Here is a 22,109-nt window from a genome sequence, read left to right on the forward strand (position 1 = left end):
CGGGGTCAGCGAGCGGGCCAGGGGCGGGCGTCCCGCAGCAGTCCGAGCATCCCGGAGACGAGCCGCATCTGCTCCACCGTCCGGATGTCGGCCTCCAGCAGCCGCGGGCTGCACACCAGCACCGCCACCGACTGCGCTCGCGACAGCGCCACGTTCAACCTGTTGCGGGACAACAGGAAATCCAGTCCGCGGGGCAGGTCGATCGCGGACGAGGACGTCATCGTCGTCACCACGACCGGGGCTTCCTGGCCTTGGAACCTGTCCACCGTGCCGACCCGCACGTCGCCGAAACCGGCGTCGGCCAGCGCGCGGGTGACCGTCCGGGCCTGCAGGTTGTACGGCGCCACCACGAGGAAGTCCTCGTCCGCCAGCGGGCGGCCCTGCCACGTGCGCCCGTGCAGGTCCGCGATCACCGACACGACCTGCGCCGCTTCCTCGACCGACCGCGTGGTGTTCCCGCGGTGCTCCACCGACGCGAGGTACAGGCCGGAGGCGAAGCCGTCGACCGAGCGGTCCGCGGACGGGTGCGAGTGCAGCAAACCCGCGTACGACAACCGGGAAACCGGCGCGCACACGGCAGGGTGCATGCGCCGCGTCTGGTCCAGGAAGTAGCCCAGCTCGGGCGGCATGATGTCCGCGTCGCCGATCAGGTGCCCCAACGCCGACGCCTCCGCGCCCGCCGGGTGCGTGCCCTGCACGACCTGCGGCAGCTGCTGGGGATCGCCCAGCAGCACCACGTTCTTCGCGCACATCGACACGGCCAGCGCGTCCGCGAGCGCGAACTGCCCGGCCTCGTCGATCACCAGCACGTCGAACGGTTCCTCGCGCACGGCGGCGTTCGCGAACGTCCACGCGGTGCCGCCGACGAGGTGCCCGTCGTTGTGCTCCTCGCGCCACTTCGCCAACGCGTTGTTCGTCTTCGGCTGCTCCCACGGCAGCTCGGGGTCCGGCGTCCGGCGCGGCCGTTTCGCGCACGCCATCGACGGTGCGTTGCGGAGCGCGGCGGACAGCACGTTCTCCACGGCCTTGTGGCTGTTGGACGTCACACCGACCGTCCGCCCGGACCGCACGAGGTGCGCGATCAGCTTGCCCGCCAAGTACGTCTTCCCCGCTCCGGGCGGGCCCTGCACCGCGAGCACCGACCCGTCGAGCGCGTCGACCGCCTCGATCGCGGTGGCCACGGTGTCCTCACCGGGTGCGGGCAGCGCGCCGCCGCGCAACCGCGGGATCCGGCGCAGCAGGTCCACGCCCGGATGAGCGGGCAGCTCGGGGAGCGCTTCCCCGACCAGCCGGGCCAGGTCGGCCACGGCCTCGTCCTTCGGCGCGGGCCGCACCGGGCCGCCCGGCAGGACCGCGACCGGTCGCTCGTCCGACGTGCTGTCCGGCGCGCTGCTCTCCTCCAACGTCAGCTCGACCGCCGACGCCGCCACGACTTTCGCGTCCCGCGCGTCGGCGCCGTACCGCAGCCGCACGCCGTCCCCGACCGCGAACGGATGCGGCCGGTCCGGGTCGCACGCCACCGTGAGCGTGCGCTTGGCCGTGCGCTGCCGCCCCGACGGCGGAACCCACTCGCCCGCGGACACCGACACCGGCACCGCGCAGGTCGTGTCCACCTCCAGGTCGCCGACCGGTGCGGCGAGCTGCCGGAAGAACTCCCACCACGCCGGGTTCGTCTCGCGCCGGTGGTACCCGACGGAGGCGGCGAGCAGCGCGCGGGCGTGGTCGTCCGGGGTGAAGTCGGCGGGATCGTCGGGCAGGCCGTCGAGCAGCGGGTCGACCAGCGCCGCCAGGGCGGCCGCGCGTTCGGCCCGGCGCAGCGCGGCCTCTTCCTCCTCCGCCTCCCGCAGCAGGGCGTCCACTTCGGACTCCGGCTCCGGGGTCGCGAGCTCGATGCCCGCTTCCTCGCGGACGCGGTGCAGGAATTCCAGCAGCCGCAACGTGGACACGCAGTCGTACTCGTTGTAGTCGGCGATGCCGCGCAGCACCTCGTCGGCCTCTTCGACCTCGCCGGCCTTGGTGAGCGTCAGGTAGTCCTCGTACGCCTCGATGCTCGACGCGGCCGTCTTCACGTCGCCGTCGCGGGCGTCCGGCATGTACAGCGGTTCGAGGTACTTGATCGAGTACGACCGCTGGCCGACGCGCAACGCCTTGCGCACCACGGCGTACAGGTCGACCATCCGGCCGCTGCGCAGGAGCTCGTCCACGGCTTCCTCGCGCGTTCCGTGCACCGCGGCGAGCCGCTTGACGGCCGTGACCTCGTACGGCGCGTAGTGGAAGATGTGCGCGTCCGGATCGTCGGTGAGCCGGGCGGTGGCGAAGTCGATGAACTCCTCGAAGGCGCGCTTCTCCTGCGGACGCGTGTGCGCCCAGAACGGCGTGAAGCGGGCGTCGGGCGTGACCGCGCCGAACAGGTACTCCAGCCCGGTCCCGGCGAGCGCGTACGGGTCGCCCTCCATGTCGAAGAAGATGTCGCCCGGGCTCGGCGGCGGCAGCTCGGCCAGCGCCGACGGGTCGATGATCTCGTACGCCAATTCCCCGGTTTCGTCCTGCCGCACCTGGATCGCGGCCTGCGCGCGCAAGGTCGCGAACGTGCCCGCCGACATGTCGCGCGGCCGGTCCGCCGGCTCGGCGGTGGCGAGCGCGTCGATCGTGCCGAGCCCGGCCGTCACGAGCTTGCGCCGCTGTTCGCCGCGCATGCCCGCGACCAGCGACAGGTCCCGGTCCGCTTCGCGCGCGGACGAGCAGTGGTCGGCGAAGCCGCAGCCGGTGCAGGCGGGGCGTTCGTCGGCCCACATGCGTTCCGGCAGCCGCGGCGGCCGAGTGGTGAGCCGGTCGCGGAGGCGGTCGAGCAGCGGCAGGAAGTCGTCGACGCGCAGGCTGCGCGTGGTGCCGTCGCCGAGCAGCAGGTGCATCTCCGGCCCGGCCGGCCAACCGGCGCGGCGCAACGCGTCGGCGTAGGCGGTGAGCTGCACGACCGCGGAGGGCTTCGCGTGCTGGGCGAGCTTCGTGTCGTAGACCTCGTAGCGGCCCTGGTCGTCGCGGAGCAGGAAGTCGGCGCGGCCGGAGAACTCGCCGTCGTGGAAGACGGCTTGGTAGACCACCGGTGCGCCCGCCCGCAGCGCTTCCTCGGTGGCCTTCGCGGCGGTGACCGGGTCGCGCTCGTCGATCTCGACCACGGTCTTGCGCTCGCCGCGGAGCCGTTCGAGCGCGGCCGCCTCGTGCGCGTGGCCGTGCTTGACGGCCAGCCGGTCGGGCCCGGAGCCCGGGCGCGGCGCGCCGGGCAGCCCCGCCGCCAACGCTTGCTTGAGGATGCTGCGGTGTTCGCATTCGAGCAGGTCGGCGAGGTCGGACGGGGTATGCATCGCCAGGCAGTCTTCCATGCGCGCCCGTCCTGGCCGCCGCCGCGGGTGCCGACACGCCGAGGCTCACGGCACACGCCCACCGCTGCGTGGGGACGGCCCCCGATTCAGCAGCGAGTCGGTCGGCACCCGACCGCGGCCGCGCCCCACCGGCGCAGTTGGCCGAGTGCCGACGGCTGGGATGGTCAGCGGTGCTGCAGCATCATGCTCGCGCCTGCGACGCCGAGCACGCCTACGACGGCTCCGCTGATCACGTTGCTGATCACGACGGGCATCGTCGCGACGGCACCGCTGATGACCCAGGGCGTGATGATCGTCCACACCCCGAGCACCGGGATCAGCCACGCGGCACCGTGGAGCCGGCCGAAGGCCGAAGCGCAGCCGATGCCCAGCCCGGCAACGGTCAGGCCGATGATCAGGTTGTTGACCGCGAGCGTGCTCATGCCCGCGAAGCCGACGATCCACGGCGACAGCGCGACGTACAGCCCGGCCAGGACGGTCAAGGAGTACGTGGTCTGCGCGAGGGGAGTCTCGGCGACGTGGTCGTAGCGGGCCCGCAGCTCCGCGAGATCGGGATGCCGTGCGATGGGAACTTGCTGACTTGTCATGGCGCACCTCCCCGACGCTGTGGTGCTACATCCAGGTTGACATGCGGATTTGCACTATGCAAGTCTTGCTGCTGTGAAGTCTGCGTCGGGCGCCGGGACGTGCGACTCGAACGCGATCAGCGCGTTCGAGACGGCCACGCGCATGCTGGTGGGACTGGCGTCCCGGAGCCTGGCGGGCGAACCGGTGACCCTCCCGCAGTTCCGGTTGCTCGCGGCCCTGGCGGAACAGGGGCCACTCCCGTCCTCGCGTGCCGCGGCGGCGCTGGGGTTGAACGCGTCCTCGGTGACGCGCCTCGGAGACCGGTTGGCGCTCGGCGGGCTGATCTCCCGCACCCGCGAACCGGACAAACGCAGCGTCGTCACGCTCGCCCTCACTCCCGCAGGCGACCAGCTGGTCCAACGCGTACGCGCGTCCCGGCGCGACACCCTCGCCCGCCTACTGGCGCAGCTCGACCCGCGCGAGGTCGACACGGCCGCGAAGACCTTGCAGCACCTGGCGGCGCTCGCGGCCGACGACGAGGAGCTGGGTGACCACCTGACCCCCTACTCGCACGGCTGATCAGCCGCTCCTCGGGTTGGGAGCAACTTGGTCTTGGGCAAGGGGTTTCGGCTGGTGCGGCAACCGATTCCGTTGAGCGGCAGCGCGCCTGGCGCTCAGCAGCAGCGGGTCTTCGGGTTCGACTCCATCCGGTCGGTCCTTGCAGTATGTACGGTATCTTCTGGAAATGTATGGTAATTGTTCCATGTGAAGTTGTCGGAGTATGCGCGTAGGAACTCGGTGACCTACCGGACCGCTTGGAACCGGTACCGGGCCGGGAAGATCGAGGGCGCCTACACCGACGAGCACGGCTTCATCCACGTCCCCGAAGACATCGATGTCGACCTGAGCAAAGCAGCCATCTACGCGCGGGTGTCGGACCCGCGGAAACGAAAAGACCAGCTGCTCAAGCAGGAAAGGCGCGTGCAGGACTGGGCAGTGGTCAACGGCTACCAGGTCGTTGAATCGGTGCGCGAGGTCGGCTCTGGGGTGAACGACAAGCGCACAGCGCTCACCGCGCTGCTCAAGCGGGACACGTGGGAACGTTGATCGTGGAACACAAGGACCGGTTGACCCGGTTCGGGTTCCGCTGGTTCGAACTGTTCGTCACCGCCCATGGCCGCCGGATTATCGTCGTGAACGAGGCGGCCGAAGGAACCGACGACCTCGTTCACGACCTGGTTGCGATCATCTATTCGTTTTCTGCGCGCCTGTACGGGCAGCGGCGTTCCGGGCGTGCTCAGGCGCTGTCCCGTTTGGCCCGTGATCCGATGGATGTTGAGGAAATGGGTGACGACGGGACCGAGTCGTCATGAGTGGGAAGGCATCGCGTGCGTTCCGTCTGCGCAGCAGTTCGCACCGGATCAAGGATGAGCGGGTAGCCGAGATCCTGCCGGTGTGGCAGGCCGGTCTTGGCCGCATGCAGGCCGAGGTTGCTCGCCTGATCTTCACCACCGGCGAGCTTCCCAAGTGGGTGGACGCCAAGGGCTGGGATGGTGGCCTGTCGCAACGCCAGTGGGACTCGGTTCGAGCTCAGTGTATTGCCCAGCACAAATCGTGGTTGGGCAACTGCGAACGCGTCTTCCGGCAGACCGTCGCCGCGTCCGCGATCACCGGTCAGGTGCGTAAGGACTTGTTCTCTGTCAACAAGTCCCGCGCCTGGTACCTCCCGGTTGAGGGCGATAGCGTGGCGATCACCGGCAAACGCAGCGTCCCCGCTGAGACCATGTGGCTCGCTCGCCGCATCATGAAGCACGTCCGCGCCCGGGTTGGTCGGCCGGACATGCGTCGGCTTCCGACGATGGTGATGGATGGCAAGGTCGCCAAGGTCGAAACACCCCACGGTCATCACGGCGACTACTGGGTCCGCATCGCCACCCTCACCGCCGGTAAGCCCGTTGTGATCCCGTTGCACGCGCACCGCGCGTTCCTCGAGCGCCTCGCGCGGCCGGGCGCGAAGCTGGCCAACCACTGCCAGGTGCATGTCAACACTGACGGCACGGTGGACTACCGGCTCGTCATCCACACACCCACATGCCCAGCCCGCACGGGCGGACGTGAGATGGGTATCGACTGGGGCATGTCCACCCTGTTCGCCACGAGCGACGGGCGCCTGCACGGACGCGGATTCCTCGACCGGCTCCGCGCCTACGACGCGCGTCTGCAGCCCCTCATGGCCGCGTTGCAGCGCAACGGAATCAAACTCCGTGACTCGCGGCGCTATCGGGCGCTGGTGCAGGACGTTCGCGGGTTCATCACCAACGAAGTCAACCGCTGCCTCAACCGCATCATCGCAGACGACTCGATCGACACGCTCGTAGTCGAGAAGCTGAATTTCCAGGGCATGGCCCGCGAAGGCCGCCTGTCCAAGCGCATGCGGCGCCTGCTGTCCAACACCGGACGCGGTGCCGTCAACACCAAGCTCGCTTCCCTTGCCGAGGACCACGGGGTCGCCACTGTTGAGGTCAACCCCGCCCACACCAGCCGGGAATGCACCGGCTGCGGCTACACCAGCAAGACCAACCGCACGACCCAAACCACGTTCCGGTGCAGGTTCTGCGGCAAGACCGTTCACGCCGACATCGGTGGTGCCCGCACGGTGCTGGGACGTTCCCAGAACAACAGGCATTGGACCGACCGGAACCGTGGACAAATCCTGACCATGCTCGACGAGGATTTCCGGTCCCGGTGGGGCTTGGGGTTCGCCGACGTGGCTCAGCGACGCAACACCAGGGGGTCACGAGTCGCCCCCACGCCGGCTACCCCAGCGGCGCAAGCAAACGCGCTACCACGCCAAGCATGACTCTTCATCCGCTCGAACTCGCGCCGGGACGGCGGTGTGCGGTCCGGGTGACGTGCGCGCAGGTGATCGACGTAGCGCTGGTAGTCGTTCTCGCCGACCACTTCGCGGACGTACCAGATCGCCCTGCGCGCGGCTCGGCGCAGCGCCCCGGCCACTCGGCGGTCGGGGCGTGCAGCGCGGTCGGTGCCGGTCAACCCGATCCCACCCGTTCGGTTCCGGTCGACTCGTACTCCTTCCAGCGCTGTGCCAGTGCCTTCTCCTCGGCCGTGGTGATCAGTCCCGCTGGTTCGAACACCTTCGACGGTTCGGCGGGGTGCTCGGTGGCGTCGATCGCGCCGCCGCGGATCGCTGCCATCGAGCGCCGCGCGGCGTCGACGAGCACGATCACGATCAGGACCGCGAAGACTATGGACAGCGTGCCTTGCACGAACGTGTTGTAGACGACCTGTTCCATCTGCTCGACGTTCTTGGCCTGGCCCATCGACGTCTTCCCGGCGGCCAGCGCGTCCCGGTACGCGTTGTGCTGCGCCCAATAACCGATGGACGGGTTGCCGCTGAAGATCTTCTGCCAGCTCGCGGTGAGGGTGACCACCGCGTCCCACACCAGCGGGATGCCCGGGACCCACACCCACCGCACGCGACCGGTCTTGCACATGATCGTCACGCACACCGCCAGCGCGACGGCGGCCAGCAGCTGGTTGGCGATGCCGAACAGCGGGAACAGCGTGTTGATGCCGCCGAGCGGGTCGGTGACGCCCATCAGCAGGATCGATCCCCACGCCGCGACGATCAGCGCGCTCGTCACGATCGAACCGGTCTTCCACGACGTGTCGCGGAACTTCGGGATCAGGTTGCCGAGGGTGTCCTGCAGCATGAACCGGCCGACGCGGGTCCCGGCGTCCACAGTGGTCAGGATGAACAACGCCTCGAACATGATCGCGAAGTGGTACCAGAACGCCTTCAGCGCGGCACCGCCGAACACGGCGCCGAGGATCTCCGAGATGCCCACCGCCAGCGTCGGCGCACCGCCGGTGCGCGACACCAAGGTCTTCTCCTCGACGGCCGCGGCCGCCTGGCCCAGCGCCTCGGGCGTGATGGACACCCCGGGCAGACCCAGTCCGTTGACGAAGGTGGCCGCGCCTTGCGCGGTGCCACCGGTCGACGTGGCCGCCGAGTTCATCGCGAAGTACAGGCCCTGGTCGATCACGCTCGCCGCGACCAGCGCCATGATCGCCACGAACGACTCGGTGAGCATGGCGCCGTAGCCGATCAGCCGGACCTGCCGCTCCTTCGTCACCAGCTTCGGCGTGGTGCCCGAGGAGATCAGCGCGTGGAAACCGGAGAGCGCACCGCAGGCGATCGTGATGAACACGAACGGGAACAGCGAACCGGAGAAGGCCGGCCCCTTGCCGTTGAAGGCGAACTCGGTGAAGGCGGGCATCACCGTGCTCGGCAGCGTGATCAGGATGCCGACCGCCAGCAGCGCGATCGTGCCGACCTTCATGAAGGTGGACAGGTAGTCGCGCGGGGCGAGGAGCATCCACACGGGCAGCACGGAGGCGAGGAAGCCGTAGCCGATCAGGCACCAGACCAGCGCGACCTCGCTGAGCGTGAAGACACCGGCCAGCGGTGAGGCGGCCACCCACCCGCCCGCGACGATGGCCAGCACCAGCAGCGCGCACCCGATGACGCTGACCTCGATGATCCGGCCCGGCCGCAGGTAGCGCAGGTAGAACCCCATGAACAGGGCGATCGGGATGGTCATCGCGATGGAGAACACGCCCCACGGCGACTTGGCCAGCGCGTTGACCACCACCAGCGCCAGCACCGCCAGCAGGATGATCATGATCGCGAGCACGGCGACCAGGGCGGCCACGCCGCCGACCGGCCCGATCTCGTCGCGCGCCATCTGGCCGAGGGAACGGCCGTTGCGGCGCATCGAGAAGAACAGCACCAGCAGGTCCTGCACCGCGCCGGCGAAGATGACGCCGACGATGATCCAGATCGTGCCCGGCAGGTAGCCCATCTGCGCCGCCAGCACCGGGCCGACGAGCGGACCGGCACCGGCGATCGCGGCGAAGTGGTGCCCGTAGAGCACCCGGCGGTCGGTGCGGTGGAAGTCGAGGCCGTTCTCCAGCCGCTCGGCCGGGGTGGCGCGCTTGTCGTCCGCTCGCAACACCTTCGTGACGATGAACCGGGCGTAGAACCGGTACGCGATGGCGTAGGAGGCGAGTGCGGCGAAGACGAACCACACCGCGTTCACCGGTTCGTCGCGGGAGAGCGCCAAGATCGACCACGCCACGGCACCGATCAGCGAGATCGCGACCCAGATCGCGATCCGCACCGGGGTCCAGCGCGGTTTGTCGTCCGCCTCGACCGGCGGTGTGCCGGCCGCGGTCATGCCGCAGTTGCTTTCATGCGTGGCTCCTCCGTCGGAGTGCTTGCCGTGCGTTCTGAGAGCCGGTCTTTGCTCCTCGTTTTGTCTTTGATGCGCCGCAGGCGCATAGCCCACCCTCGGCGCTTGCACCGCCACGCAAAATGAGTTCAAAGACAGGCACCCAGGCACACCGGGACCGCGGGGCGTCGATCGGCTCGTACGTCCTGCGATGTGGGAACGGCCCTGGTTTTTCGCTGTTCGCTGGGGTTCACTACCGCATCGTCCGAACACCTCCCGCGTTTTTCGTCCTCGCCCAACAGTTGCCGGTGCTGACCGGAAGGTTTACCGGCGGTCGAAACGGAATTCGCCACCGGCGGCGAACCGCACCGGTGGCCGCCCCAGCCCGAGTGCGGAGAATCCATGGACAACGTCGTCGCGGTGGTCACGTGCGCGGTGGTCGTGCTCGCCGGTTCGGTGGGAACTCTCGTCGCTGCCCGGCGATCGGCGTGCGGCCGGGTCCCCGACGACCTCGCTGGGTGGGCGCTGGCCGGTCGCCGGCACGGCGGAGGGCTGATGTGGTGCCTGCTCGGCGGCACGATCTACACCGCCTACACCTTCACCGCGGTGCCCGGAGCGGTGTTCAGCTCGGGGGCGATCGGCTTCTACGCGGTGCCGTACACGGTCCTCAGCTGCGCGATCGGCTTCGTGCTCCTCCCGCGGCTCGTCTCGGTAGCGCGGGCGCACGGCTACGTCACCGTCGCCGACTTCGTCCGGGGCCGCTACGGTTCGCCGCTGCTGGCGCTGGCCGTGGCGTTGACCGGGATCTTCGCCACGATGCCCTACGTCGCGCTGCAGCTGATCGGCATCCGGGCGGTGCTCACCGTGCTCGGCCTGTACTCCGGTGGCATGGCCGGGGATCTGGTGCTGGCCGTGGTGTTCGCGATCCTGGCGTTGTCGACCTATCGCTACGGGTTGCGCGCACCGGTCTTCGCCGCGGTGATCAAGGCAGTGCTCGTGGTGGCCTGCACGGTGGTGGTGGCGGCACTGGCCGTGGCGAAGTTGGGGACTCCGCCCGAGATTCTCGAACGTGCCGGCGGGGCAGAGGTGTTGGCGCTGTCGCCCGCGTTGTGGCCGGCCTTCGCGTCGCTGGCACTGGGTTCCGCGCTCGCGCTGTTCGCCTTCCCGCACGTGCTGATGGTCGCCTTCTCCGCGCGCGGCCCGGACGTACTGCGCCGAACGTCGGGTGGACTGCTCGGCTGGGCCGGCATGCTGGCCGTGTTCGCGCTGCTGGGGGTGGCCGCGCTGGCTGCGGGCGTGGTGCTGCCACCCGGCCAGAGCGAGCTGGCCGTTCCGGTGTTGATGGGTGTGCTCGCGCCGAGCTGGCTGGCCGGGATCCTGTTCGGGGTGCTGGTGGTGGCAGCGCTGGTGCCGGCCGCGGTGATGTCCATGGGCGCGGCGGCGCTGTTCGCCCGCAACGTCTACGTCGAGTTCGTCAACCCGACCGCCACCGACGCCCAGGAGGCGCGGATGGCGCGGCTGACCTCGCTGGTGGTCAAGATCGGTGCCCTGGCGTTCGCGCTCGGCCTGCGCGACCAGGCCGCGATCAACCTGCACCTGCTCGGCGCGGTCTGGGTGCTGCAGACCCTGCCCATGATCGTGCTGGGGTTGCTGCGGCACACCCCGCGCCCGTTCGCGCTGCTGGCCGGCTGGCTGACGGGCATGGTCGCGGGCACCGTGCTGGTCAACGAGGGCGGCTTCACCCCGCTGGTCGTCGTCCACTTCGGCCAGTTCACCGCGCACGTCTACACCGGAATCGTCGCTCTGGCGGTGAACATCGCGGTGACCGCGGCGACGCAGGCGCTGCTGCGCGGACTCCGGGTCCCGCGCGCGCCCTCGGGCGTGATCCATCCGATCCACCCACCGCGGGTGCTCCGGGAGGGGGTGCGACGCCGTGACTCCGGGATCTCCTGACCGCACGGACTCCGCGGCTGATCGGCGGCAGTCGCACGAGGTGCCGCCCACCGAGCCGAGCATGGACATCCGCGACGTGGAGCGGGAATCGGCGATGGTGCGGCTGTTCGACGGTCACCACACGCAGCTGCTGCGGCTGGCCGTCCTGCTCGGCGCGGAGCAGGACGCCGAGGACATCGTGGCCGAGGCGTTCTGCCAGCTGCACCGCGGTTGGTACCGCCTGCGCGATCCCGAAGCGGGCCCGCGCTACCTCCGCTCCGTGGTGGTGAACCTGGTTCGGATGCGCATCCGCCACCTCAAGGTGCTGCGCAAGCACATCGACGTCCAGGAACCCAGCATCGAGTCGGCGGAGGCCACCGCGCTGCTGCACGAGGACCAGCGGCGGGTGGTGGACGCCCTGAACTCCCTCCCGGCGCGGCAGCGCGAGGCGTTGGTGCTGCGGTACTGGCTGGACCTGAAGGAATCCGAGATCGCCGAAGCCATGGGCATCAGCAAGGGGGCGGTCAAATCGCACACGTCGCGCGGAATGCAAGCGCTGTCGCGGGCGATGGGGGCACACTCGTGACCGTGCGCGACCCGGAGGAACAGCTGCGCGAGACGCTCGACGTGCTCGCGACGTCGGTGGTGGCCTCACCCGACGCCTACGCCAAGGCCCGGTCGGAGTGGCAGCGCCGGGAGCGCCGCCGCAGGCTCATCATGCTCGTGCTGGCACTGCTCATCGTCGCCGCGGCCGATGTCGTCGGTTTGTGGGCGCTGAACTCGCTGTCCGCGCCGCCGCCTCCGCACGCCCCCGGCGGTGACCCGGTGGAGATCGTCATCCAGCCCTGATCCGCGCACCACGACGCCACCTCCGCTCCCGCGCGCAGCAGAGGTGGCGTCGCAGTGCGCGGATCAGGCCATCTTGCCCGCCAGGTCCCACATCGCGTCGACGACTCGCTCGACGTCGTCGCGCTGGTGGAACAGGTGGGTGGAGATGCGCACCGGTGCGTGCTTCTGGGCCGAACCGATCACCGGGAAGTCGACGTTGCGGATGACGATGCCGTACTCGTCCTTCATCCGCGCCACGAACTGGTCGGACTTGGCCTTGTCCAGCACGTCGGCCGGGTTGCGGAACGGGTTGAACGAGGACAGCGCGCACACCAGCCGCGGGTCGTCCTTCGGCGAGTACAGCGAGGCCACGCCCCACCGCTCGGTGACGAGTTCCTTGAGGTAGGCGGAAAGTTCGAGCGCGTGGTCCTGGATGCGCTGCCTGCCGATGCGGTCCCACACCTCGCAGGCGTTGCGCACGCCCTCCATGATCGCGATGCTCCCGTTGCCGACCGACTGGAGGTACTTCGCGATGTCGTAGCTCTCCTTGCTCCCGCTGGAACGCGGGGGCAAGCCGCCTTCCTCCGGGTAGCTGCTGGACACCACCGGCCAGAACTCGGGCAGCGGGTTCGGGTTGTGCTGCGGCAGCACCTTGTTGCGGATGTAGAGCACCCCGGTGCCGCCGGGTCCGCATTGCCACTTCGCGGCCGAACCGGCCAGGAAGTCCACGCCGAGCGCGTGGAAGTCGTAGGCCATCATGCCCGGGATGTGGGCGCCGTCGACCACGGTGGTCACACCGTGCGCCTGAGCAAGCTTGGCCAGCAGCTGGATCGGCAGCATCGTGCCGGTCTTGTAGGTGGGTGCGGAGAACAGCATCACCTTCGTGCGGCTGCTGATCGCCCGCTCGAACGCCGCGACGTAGTCCTCGGCGCGCTGGTCGTTGCCGACCGGCAGCTCCACCCGCTTGAGCACCACGCCGTACCGGTCCCTGGCCAGCGCCATGGGAACGTTGCCACCGGGGTGTTCGTGGTTGGTGGTGAGGATTTCATCCCCGGCGCGCAGGTTGAGGCCAGCCAGGATCTTCGACATGCCATCGCTGGTGTTGTGCGAGATCACCAGTTCGTCGGGGTCGCAGCCGTATCCCTTGGCGGCCACCGCGCGGACGTCGGCGAAGTCGCTGTAGGCCGACTTCGCGCCGACGGCGACCTCGCGGTGCACGCGGTCCAGGGTGTCGACCACCTCGCGCGGCGGCGAACCGACGGTGCCGACGTTCATGAAAAGCACGTTCTTGTCGAGCATGAAAAGCCGCTCGACCTCGCGCCAGTAGGCGTCGTTGGATCCGGTGGGCAAGTTCGCCGCCAGCGGTGTCAGCTCGGCGGCTCCGGCCGCGGAGGACAACCCGGTGGTGCTCAACCCGGCGACGGCGGCACCGGCCCCGGCGATGCGCAGGAAACCCCTGCGGGACAAGTCGTTCGTTCTGCTCGAAAGTTTCGGCACTGCCAGATCCTTTCGGGTTCTGCTGGAGCTATCGGACTGCGATCGCGGAGATCTCGACCTTGGCGTCCTTCGGCACCCGGACGACCTGCACGGTGGCCCGCGCCGGCGGCGCGCCTTCGGTGAAGAACTCGGCGTAGGCGGCGTTGAACCGCTCGAAGTCGGCGAGGTCGGACAAGTAGACGGTGGTGCTGACGACCTGCGCCATCTCGAGGTGATCGGCCGCGAGCACCGCCCGAACGTTGCGAAGCACCTGCCGGGTCTGCTCCTCGACGGGCGCATCGGCGAGCAGCTTTCCGGTGGACGGGTCGATCGGCAGCTGCCCGGACACGAACACCATCTGACCGGTCGAAATGCCTTGCGAGTACGGGCCGATCGCTTGCGGTGCGTCGGGCGGGTTGAGCGGCCGGTGCCCTACCAGGCGATCGGCCCCGGCCCAGGCGCTGCTGCCGAGGACCGCCAGCGCGAGCGCCGCGGCAACGGCTCCGAGCCGCCACCTGCGGACTCTGGAAGGACTTCGGGAGCTTCCCTGCACTTCTTGCGGATCGTCCATGCACAACCTCCAGCGCGACGTGGTTCACCGGTTGGTGCGGTCGGCTGTTTGGTTGCCGATCGGGAGGCACCGGTTTACCGCTCAGCAGTGGGAAATGTGAACTTCACCAGCTGAACCGGTTCGCACCCGATCGCGGTAAACCCGGCGACACCGCAGCGCAACATGAAGTGGGGGAGAGCTGCGCGCTCAGCAGGTCCAATGTCGAAGGGTCCGCCCGCCGCGCGGAACGCAGTGGGCGGACCCTCCGGTCGTGCTCCACCGGGTGGAGCAGGTCAGTTTCACCAGTCGTGCACCCCGGCGCCAGTAGCCGCCGCGGTACAGGTACTGCCAGCTGTCCTCGATGCGGTGCACATCGCGCCCGACCAGCAGCGGGGCGACGCGCTCACTCCTCTTGACGGCGGATCGATCGAGCGGACCTCCGGATCCGCGAGGTGGCAGCGCCGGCCGCCACGCGTTCGCGGACGGGCCCGAGTCGGTCCAACCTGGGAAGCCGGGATTTAGAGTGGCAACTCGTTGCCATTTGTTGTCGCCGATTCCGGGAGGCGGATCCGTGGAGCGAGAACGGCCGACGATCTACGACGTGGCACGCCACTGCGGCGTGGCCGCTTCCACGGTGTCCCGCACCTTCAGCAACCCCGCCAGGGTCAGCGCTGGAACCAGGGAACGGGTGCAGGCGGCCGCCCGCGAGATCGGTTACGAGCCGCGGCCGCTGGCCCGGGCCGAGGCGCCGGGGCGCATCCGGACGCTGACCCTGGTGGTCTCCGACATCTCCAACCCGTACTACGTCACGGTCATCAAGGCGGCGCAGGCCAGGGCGATCGAGCGCAACTACACCCTGGCGCTGACCGACAGCGACGAGTCGGCGCAGGTGGAGGCCAACAACCTGCGGCACCTGCTGGCCACCACCAGCGGCGGGATCCTGTCGACCTCCCGGCTGTCGGACGAGACCGTGCAGCAACTCGCCGGGTACCGGCCACTGGTGATGATCAACCGCGAGATCGAGGGCGTGCCGAGCCTGGTGGTCGACACCGCGGCCGGGATGCGCAAAGCGGTCCGGCACCTGGCGGTGCTCGGGCACCGCAGGCTCGCCTACCTGTCGGGCCCGCGGAACTCCTGGATCAACGGGCAGCGCTGGCGCGCGGTCCAGGACGAAGCGTCGTCGCTGGGCCTCCAGGTGTCCTTCCTGGGTCCGTTCGCGCCGAACCGGCAGGGCGGGCAGGAAGCGGCGGAGGCGTTGATGCTGGGCAAGGGTTCGGCGGCGATCGCCTACAACGACCTCATCGCCATCGGCGCACTGCACCGGCTGCAAGCCGTCGGGGTTAGGGTGCCCGAGGACCTCAGCCTGGTCGGTTGCGACGACATCTTCGGCGCGGATTTCACCGTCCCGGGCCTGACCACGATCGCCGGTCCAGCGGACAAGCTCGGCTGGTGCGCGGTCGACATCTTGCACGAGCGACTGACGGGGCGAGGTGACCTGCAAGCCTCGCGCAGCTTCGAGTCCCACCTGGTGATCAGGGGCTCCACCGGGCCAGCACCGCAGGGGTGAGGTGGGTGCTCCGCTCCAGCGCTGTCCACAGTGGAGTGTAGCGGTTCGGAGTGAGGCGATTCTCTCCGGTGGTCGGTTCGGGGTGGCCGAGGCGACCGGCCAGTTCTCGACCTGGCCCGGTGAACTCGGGCTGGCCGCGACGCACGATCCCGCGCTGGGCGAGCGGCACGTTCGGGGAGAACCCCGAGCTCGCCGCCGACATGATCGGTGCCGTGGTGCGCGGTTTCCAGGGCGAGCGGCTCTCGTCTGAGAGCGTTTCGGTCACCACCAAGCACTTCCACCGCGCCGACGGCAGTTCGCGTTCGGGCAGGACATGGCTCAGAACACCGATTCCGCAGCTTGGCGGGGTCCGGGTTCTGCTACCCGGACCATCGCGCTGCAACGCGGCTGGAGAACCTCGATGCAACTGTTGGCAACCTGTTGCCATGGGTGGTCGCCGACGATGATGCTGCGGCGCATGGACGGTCGTACGACATCAACTGCGCACGCGAATGCAGTGGAGGCGGCTCGGCGTCCCGCACCGCTGGATCGCTTGTTTCTGAGCGATCCGGCCCAGCGCGCGATCGCACGGCGGCTCCACGAGAGCATGCGGGACCTTCCGCTGATCATTATCCGACGATCGATGCGGAATTGCCGCTGAAGACCGCCCCGCGCAGAGCAACACCCGCGTGCCCCGCTGACGCGCGATGACCGGGAGCCGGTTCCGCCCGTTCCGACTCGCCCGAGCTGTCCCGCACAACGACGTGACTGCTGGCAGGAGCCGCCCTCGCCAGCCAGGGGAAGGGAAGTGCCGACATGCACCTGTTGGACTGGTCGGTCATAGCCGGCTACTTCGTCGTGATGGTCGTGATCGGGGTCTGGGCGCACCGCCAGGTGTCCAGCTCCGCCGACTACTTCACCGCAGGCGGGCGGATGCCCTGGTGGCTGGCAGGCATCTCGCACCACATGTCCGGTTACAGCGCGGTGGTCTTCGTGGCCTACGCGGGGGTCGCTTACGACCAGGGCATCGTGTCCTACATCGTGTTCATGTTCCCGCTCGCGGTCGCCACCGGCATCGGCGCTTTCCTGTTCGCGCCGAAGTGGAACCGCCTGCGCGCCCGCTACGACATCGCCTCGCCGCTGGAGTACCTGGCCACCCGGTTCAACGTGCCGACGCAGCAGGTGCTGGCCTGGAGCGGGTCGCTGCTCAAGATCTTCGACGTGGCCGCGAAGTGGTCCGCGGTGGCGTTGCTGCTCGACAAGTTCGTGGGCATCCCGCTGGTGTGGGGCGTCGTGATCACGGCAGGCGTGACGCTGCTGTACTGCACCGCGGGCGGCCTTTGGGCCGACGCGCTCACCGAACTCGGCCAGTTCGTGATCCAGGGGCTCGCCGCGTTCGCCATGCTCGTTGCCGTCGGTTCCGCGTTGTCCGCGCAGGGGTTGAACTACCTGAACTTCTGGGGTGCGCTGCCCGCGGGCCACACCGACCCGACTACCAGCAAGTACCCGATGTACTTCGTGATCGTCTACATCGTGGTCAAGACCTTCGAGTACAACGGCGGCATGTGGAACCTGGCGCAGCGCTACATCGCCACGCCCAGCCCCGCGCAAGCTCGGAACACCGCGCTGCTGTCCAGCTTCCTGTACTTGGTGTGGCCGATCGTCCTGATGCTGCCGATGTTCGCGGCGCCCTTGCTGGTGCACGTCACGAAGTCGGAGGACGTCTACGCGCAGATGGCCCTGGACTTCCTGCCCGCGGGTCTGCTGGGGCTGGTCCTGGTCGGCGTGTTCTCGCACACGATGGCCATGGCCGCCTCAGACGCCAACGCCATCTCCGCGGTCATCACGCGCGACGTGCTGCCCAACGTTTGGAAGCGCTTCAAGAGCTTCACGGACGCGGAGGCGCTGCGCACCGGGCGCTACCTCACCGTGGTCTTCGTGCTGTTGAGCGTCGTCGTCGCGATCAACGCGGAGAACCTGGGCGGGGTGCTGTCGATCATCGTGACCTGGGTGGGTGCGCTGATCGGACCGATCTCCATCCCGATGATGCTGGGCATGCTGCGCCCGTTCCGGCACATCGGCCCGACCGCGGCGCTGATCTCGTGGGGTGGCGGAATCATCTCGTACGCGCTGACGAAGTACGTGTGGCACCTCAACGACGCGATCACCGTGGTCACCCCGGTCCTCGTGTCGCTCGCCCTGTTCATCGGCGTCGGCGCCCTCCGCCGGGACGCACCCGCAGCAGCCGAAGAGATCACCGAGTCGCTGGCCCGCGACGACAACTCCGCACCAGCAGCGAGGACCTGAACCGGAAGCGCCGCCGAGGCGATCGCGCAGTGACGGCCATTCCGACACCGTGTCGAGCCGCCAGCGCCGGATTTGCTTCGCTGAGCCCATGAAGCGAAGACCTGCCCCGACCTAGCATCGCGCTGATCTCCGCAACCGCAACAGGATTGGCAGGGACGGCGATGGCCCGGTGGGACCTGGACGAAGCAGACGGGCGCATCTACTCCGGCGGCTGGCGGGGCGGCGGCGGAGGCACGGTGCCGGTCGTCTCGCCCGGAGATGGCGGGTTGGTGGGGCTGGCCGGGATCGCCGACGAGCACGACGTGGAGCGGGCCGGTGCGGCTGCGGTGGCGGCGCAGGCCGAGTGGAACTGTGCGTCGTACCGCATCCGCGCCGACGTCCTCATGCGCGCCGCGGACGCGCTGCGCGACATCCGCGCCGACGTCGAGAACCTGCTCGTGCGCGAGAGCGGCTCGCTGCCTGCGAAGGCTAAGCACGAGGTCGACAAGGCCATCGATGAACTGGTCGGCGCAGCCGGTCTGGTCACGATGTCGCAGGGCGACCTCCTTCCGGTGGAAGATCCGGCGACGCTGGGCCTGGCCCGGCGGATCCCGGTCGGCGTCGTCGGTGTGATCGCTCCGTGGAACGCACCGCTGATGCTGGCCATGCGCTCGGTGGCCCCCGCGATCGCGCTCGGCAACGCCGTGCTCGTCAAGCCGGATGTGAAGACCGCTTTCTCCGGCGGTGCGGTGATCGCCCACGTCTTCGAGCGCGCCGGACTGCCCGAAGGCGTCCTGCACGTGTTGCCCGGCGGTGTCGGAACGGGTGAGGCCGTGGTGCGTTCGCCGCACACGGCCGCGATTTCGTTCACCGGTTCGTCGGCCGCGGGCAGGCGGGTCGGTGCGGTCGCGGGCGGCCTGCTCAAGCGGGTGGTGCTCGAACTCGGCGGGAACAACGCGTTCATCGTCATGGCGGACGCCGATCTCGACCGCGCTGTGGTCGGCGGCGCCGGGGGTTCCTTCCGGCACCAGGGGCAGATCTGCATGGCAACCGGACGGCATCTCGTGCACGAGAGCATCGCCGACGAATACGTCGAACGGCTCAGCGCAGCTGCGGGTGAGCTGCGCCTCGGCGACCCTCGGGCACCTGGGACGACGCTCGGTCCGCTGATCACGGCCGGGCAGGCCGAGCACGTGCACGGAATCGTCGAGGCGTCGATCGCCGGTGGCGCCCGGGTCGTGTGCGGCGCCGCGCACGAGGGCGCGTTCTACCAACCAACCGTGCTAGACGGCGTGACCGCTGACAACGCGGCATTCCTGAGCGAGATCTTCGGTCCGGTAGCCCCGGTCACCCGCTTCTCGACGGAAGCGGAAGCGCTCGCGCTGGCCAACGCGACCGATCACGGCCTCTCCGCAGCGATCCACAGCCGCGACATCGGACGCGCCCTCGGCTTCGCCGCGCGCTTGCGAGCCGGGATGATCGCCCTCAACGGCCAGACCATCTACGACGCCGCCCACATCCCGATGGGCGGGCTCGGCACGTCCGGCAACGGCGGACGGCACGGCGGCCGTTGGAACCTCGACGAGTTCACCTGCTGGCAGTGGGTGACGGTTCCGACGATCCAGGACTGAGCCCAGCGTTTCCGACACCGCGTCGCACCTTCCTACACCGTGTCGGACAAGTGCGGAGGAGATTCCCGCAGCGGCCCGATTCCGCGGCGGAGCAGGTTCCGTAGCTTCGAATCGTCGCCCGGTGCGGGCCCGCCAAGACGGACGAAGGAGTCGGAGTACATGGACATTTCCAGTGCTGCTGGGGCGCTGACCGGCGAGCAGTACAAGCGGAGCCTCGACGACGGCCGCGAGGTCTGGCTCGACGGGAAGCGCATCGAGAACGTCGCGGAGCACCCGGCGCTGCAACCGGCCGTCGACGAGTTCGCCCGCTTGCTCGACCTGCGTTTCGCCACCCCCGAAGCGCGGCAGGCGACGCTGTTCAAGTCGGACGAGACCGGTAATGAGGTCAGCTACGCCTTTTCGCTGCCGAAGACCCGGGAGGAGCTGCGCGCCAAGTTCGCCGCATCGGAGTGGTGGATGCGCGAAAGCCTCGGGCAGCTCGGTCGTTCGCCCGACTTCATGTCGAACGTGGTCGCGGGTCTCGCCGATTACGCCGACGAGCTCGAACGCAACCGCCAGGGGTTCGGGGAGAACGCCCGGAACTACCGCCGCTTCGCCATGGAGAACGACCTCGTGCTGACGCACGCACTCGGCGATCCGCAGATCGACCGCAGCGCCAGCCCGCTCGACGACCCGGATCTCGCACTGCGCGTCGTGGAGGAGCGTGAAGACGGAGTGGTCCTGCGCGGGGCCAAGCAACTCGCCACGCTCGCCCCGTTCTCCCACGAGGTCCTGGTGTACCTGAACGGTGTCACGGCCGCACGCGGTGCGGAGGACTTCGTCATCTGGTTCGCCCTGCCGATGAACGCGCCGGGACTGAAGATCCTGTTGCGCGAACCGCTCGGTGCACCGCAGAGCGGACACGCGCACCCGCTCGGGAACCGGTACGACGAGCAGGACGCGATGCTGTTCTTCGACGACGTTTTCCTGCCCCGCGAACGCATCTTCCTCCTCGGTGACTCCCTGCGCGCGCTCAAGGGCCTGAGCCGGATCAACGTCTGGAGCCTGCAGAGCACGCACATCCGCTTTCTCGCCCGGATGAAGTTCTTCACCTCGGTCGCGAAGAAGCTCGCCCATTCCATCGGCGTCGACACCTTCCGCGGCATCCAGGAACAGCTCGGCGAACTCATCTCCTACGTCCAGACGCTCGAACTCGCGATCAAGGGCGCCGAGGCCGACGTCACCACGACCCCGGCCGGGCACCTCGCCCCGACCAACAGCAACGGCGTGGGTTTCTGGTCGGCCGACATCTCGGCGCGCATGGTGCAGATCCTGCGCCAGATCGCCGCCTCCGGACTGATCATGCAGCCCACGGAAGCCGATCTCGCGAACCCCGAACTGCGCCCGTTCCTGGACCTCTACATGCGCGGCCACGACATCGGCGCCGCCGAGAAGGCGCGGCTGTTCCGGCTCGGCTGGGAACTCGCCGGCTCGAGCTTCGGCATGCGCCAGGAACTCTACGAGTACCTGCACCGGGGCGACCCCGGCGCGGGCCGCACGCGGCTGCTGCGCTTCTACGACACGTCGGCGACGGACGCGCGGGTCGACGAACTCATCAGCAAACCGCTCACGAGTGCCTGAGACATCCGAACAGACGCAGAGGAGCGTTCCGTGATCATCGACGTCCACGGCCACATGTCCGCGCCGGACGCCTTCTACGCCTGGAAGGCCTCGCTGCTCTCGCACCGCGGCGCGCACGGCAGCAAACCACCGGCCATCAGCGACGACGCGCTCGTCGCCGCTTACCACCACCCGCATCCGAGCTTCGGCGACATCTCGCACCTCGCGCACCTCGACGGCGCCGGCATCGACCTGCAGATGATCTCGCCCCGGCCGTTCCAGATGATGCACAGCGAACGGCCTGCCAAGCTCGTGCAGTGGTTCACCGAGGAGACGAACAACCTCATCCACCGCGCGACCGAGCTGTTCCCCGGCCGGTTCAAGGGCGTCGCGGGACTCCCGCAAAGCCCGGACCTGACGCCACGCGAGTGGACCGCCGAGTTGCGCCGCGCGGTGACCGAACTCGGCTTCGTCGGCGCGATGCTCAACACCGATCCGCACGAGGGGACGGAAACCCCGTTGGCGCTGGGCGACCGGTACTGGTACCCGGTGTACGAGGTCCTGTGCGAACTCGACGTGCCGGTCCTGCTGCACGCGGCCGGGTGCAAGCCACCGGCCCGCGAGCCGTACAGCCTGCACTTCATCCAGGAAGAGACCGTAGCGGTGTGGAGCCTGGTCAACTCGAGCGTCCTCAAGGACTTCCCGGAGCTGAAGGTGATCGTCTCGCACGGCGGGGGAGCGATCCCGTACCAGGTGGGCCGCTTCCTCCCGTCGGTCGTGCGGACGGGGGTGTCCTACTTGGACAAACTCCGCCGGTTGCACTTCGACTCCTGCCTGTACACCCGGGGCAGCCTGGAGCTGCTCATGGAGGTCGTCGGCACCGACCGGGTGCTGTTCGGGTCGGAGAAACCGGGGACCGGTTCGCAGATCGACCCGGAGACCGGCCGCTGGTTCGACGACATCCACCTGCTCATCGACGACATCGACTGGCTCGACGACAAGCGTCGCGCCGACGTCCTCGAGAACAACGCACGCGCGCTCTTCCGGCTGTGAGCGGCG

Annotated in this window: 16 protein-coding genes and 1 pseudogene; 11 read left to right on the forward strand and 6 right to left on the reverse strand. The window is 69.1% G+C overall.

Translation table 11 applies throughout. The features are described from left to right. Window positions 1–5: 5 nt before the first annotated feature. Together OU415_RS09050 and OU415_RS09055 are read right to left on the reverse strand one after the other, a co-directional pair. Window positions 6–3,362, reverse strand: a complete 3,357-nt coding sequence (locus tag OU415_RS09050; protein ID WP_270948157.1) for a TM0106 family RecB-like putative nuclease — start codon at window positions 3,360–3,362, stop codon at window positions 6–8. Between the two features lie 182 nt (window positions 3,363–3,544). Next, complete coding sequence (locus OU415_RS09055) at window positions 3,545–3,967, reverse strand: SPW repeat protein (RefSeq protein WP_270948158.1); 423 nt, start codon at window positions 3,965–3,967, stop codon at window positions 3,545–3,547. A 73-nt stretch (window positions 3,968–4,040) separates the two neighbouring features. On the opposite strand from OU415_RS09055, the gene OU415_RS09060 reads away from it, so the two are divergent. The 3 genes and pseudogenes from OU415_RS09060 to OU415_RS09070 all read left to right on the forward strand — a co-directional run bounded on the left by OU415_RS09060 (window position 4,041) and on the right by OU415_RS09070 (window position 6,807). Continuing rightward, the gene (locus tag OU415_RS09060; protein WP_270948159.1) at window positions 4,041–4,526 is read left to right on the forward strand and encodes a MarR family winged helix-turn-helix transcriptional regulator; all 486 of its coding nucleotides are present in this window, start codon (window positions 4,041–4,043) and stop codon (window positions 4,524–4,526) included. A gap of 351 nt (window positions 4,527–4,877) precedes the next feature. Further along, window positions 4,878–5,320 (forward strand): annotated as a pseudogene (locus OU415_RS09065) (IS607 family transposase). Continuing rightward, on the forward strand, window positions 5,317–6,807 hold the full coding sequence (locus OU415_RS09070; RefSeq protein WP_270948160.1) for a transposase: 1,491 nt from the start codon (window positions 5,317–5,319) through the stop codon (window positions 6,805–6,807). The pseudogene OU415_RS09065 and the gene OU415_RS09070 overlap by 4 nt, the downstream one beginning before the upstream one ends. On the opposite strand, the gene OU415_RS09075 is transcribed toward OU415_RS09070, so the two are convergent. Together OU415_RS09075 and OU415_RS09080 are read right to left on the reverse strand one after the other, a co-directional pair. After that, window positions 6,720–6,962, reverse strand: a complete 243-nt coding sequence (locus tag OU415_RS09075; protein WP_333777378.1) for a YbdD/YjiX family protein — start codon at window positions 6,960–6,962, stop codon at window positions 6,720–6,722. The two genes, OU415_RS09070 and OU415_RS09075, sit on opposite strands and share 88 nt — an antisense overlap. A gap of 35 nt (window positions 6,963–6,997) precedes the next feature. Then, window positions 6,998–9,208: a carbon starvation CstA family protein gene (locus tag OU415_RS09080; RefSeq protein WP_270948161.1), complete on the reverse strand. Its 2,211-nt coding sequence runs from the start codon at window positions 9,206–9,208 to the stop codon at window positions 6,998–7,000. 396 nt (window positions 9,209–9,604) lie between these two features. On the opposite strand from OU415_RS09080, the gene OU415_RS09085 reads away from it, so the two are divergent. From OU415_RS09085 to OU415_RS09095, 3 genes are read left to right on the forward strand one after another with little or no spacing between them, the layout of a single operon-like run. After that, window positions 9,605–11,155 (forward strand): sodium:solute symporter family protein, encoded by a 1,551-nt coding sequence (locus OU415_RS09085; RefSeq protein WP_270948162.1) that lies wholly within the window; start codon window positions 9,605–9,607, stop codon window positions 11,153–11,155. After that, window positions 11,136–11,720, forward strand: a complete 585-nt coding sequence (locus OU415_RS09090; protein WP_270948163.1) for an RNA polymerase sigma factor — start codon at window positions 11,136–11,138, stop codon at window positions 11,718–11,720. The genes OU415_RS09085 and OU415_RS09090 overlap by 20 nt, the downstream gene beginning before the upstream one ends. Before the next feature lie 2 nt (window positions 11,721–11,722). After that, a complete protein-coding gene (locus OU415_RS09095; protein ID WP_270948164.1) occupies window positions 11,723–11,983 on the forward strand; it encodes a hypothetical protein in 261 nt (86 codons plus the stop codon). 63 nt (window positions 11,984–12,046) lie between these two features. On the opposite strand, the gene OU415_RS09100 is transcribed toward OU415_RS09095, so the two are convergent. Both OU415_RS09100 and OU415_RS09105 read right to left on the reverse strand, forming a co-directional pair. Continuing rightward, complete coding sequence (locus OU415_RS09100) at window positions 12,047–13,429, reverse strand: aminotransferase class V-fold PLP-dependent enzyme (protein WP_270948165.1); 1,383 nt, start codon at window positions 13,427–13,429, stop codon at window positions 12,047–12,049. A gap of 58 nt (window positions 13,430–13,487) precedes the next feature. Continuing rightward, window positions 13,488–14,009 (reverse strand): Rid family detoxifying hydrolase, encoded by a 522-nt coding sequence (locus OU415_RS09105; RefSeq protein ID WP_333777366.1) that lies wholly within the window; start codon window positions 14,007–14,009, stop codon window positions 13,488–13,490. Window positions 14,010–14,559: 550 nt separating this feature from the next. Between OU415_RS09105 and OU415_RS09110 the strand changes: the two genes are divergently transcribed. From OU415_RS09110 to OU415_RS09130, 5 genes are all read left to right on the forward strand, one after another. Further along, window positions 14,560–15,555 carry a LacI family DNA-binding transcriptional regulator gene (locus tag OU415_RS09110; RefSeq protein ID WP_270948166.1) on the forward strand — a complete coding sequence of 332 codons (996 nt, stop codon included), beginning with the start codon at window positions 14,560–14,562 and terminating at the stop codon, window positions 15,553–15,555. 795 nt (window positions 15,556–16,350) lie between these two features. Then, entirely contained in the window at window positions 16,351–17,841 is a 1,491-nt protein-coding gene (locus OU415_RS09115; RefSeq protein WP_270948167.1) for a sodium:solute symporter family protein, read from the forward strand. A 161-nt stretch (window positions 17,842–18,002) separates the two neighbouring features. After that, window positions 18,003–19,451: an aldehyde dehydrogenase family protein gene (locus OU415_RS09120; protein WP_270948168.1), complete on the forward strand. Its 1,449-nt coding sequence runs from the start codon at window positions 18,003–18,005 to the stop codon at window positions 19,449–19,451. Between the two features lie 159 nt (window positions 19,452–19,610). Beyond that, window positions 19,611–21,071: a 4-hydroxyphenylacetate 3-hydroxylase family protein gene (locus OU415_RS09125; RefSeq protein ID WP_270948169.1), complete on the forward strand. Its 1,461-nt coding sequence runs from the start codon at window positions 19,611–19,613 to the stop codon at window positions 21,069–21,071. Between the two features lie 30 nt (window positions 21,072–21,101). Further along, the gene (locus tag OU415_RS09130; protein ID WP_270948170.1) at window positions 21,102–22,103 is read left to right on the forward strand and encodes an amidohydrolase family protein; all 1,002 of its coding nucleotides are present in this window, start codon (window positions 21,102–21,104) and stop codon (window positions 22,101–22,103) included. The last annotated feature ends 6 nt before the right edge of the window (window positions 22,104–22,109 follow it).

This window comes from Saccharopolyspora oryzae, assembly GCF_027853915.1.
Lineage (GTDB): Bacteria > Actinomycetota > Actinomycetes > Mycobacteriales > Pseudonocardiaceae > Saccharopolyspora > Saccharopolyspora oryzae.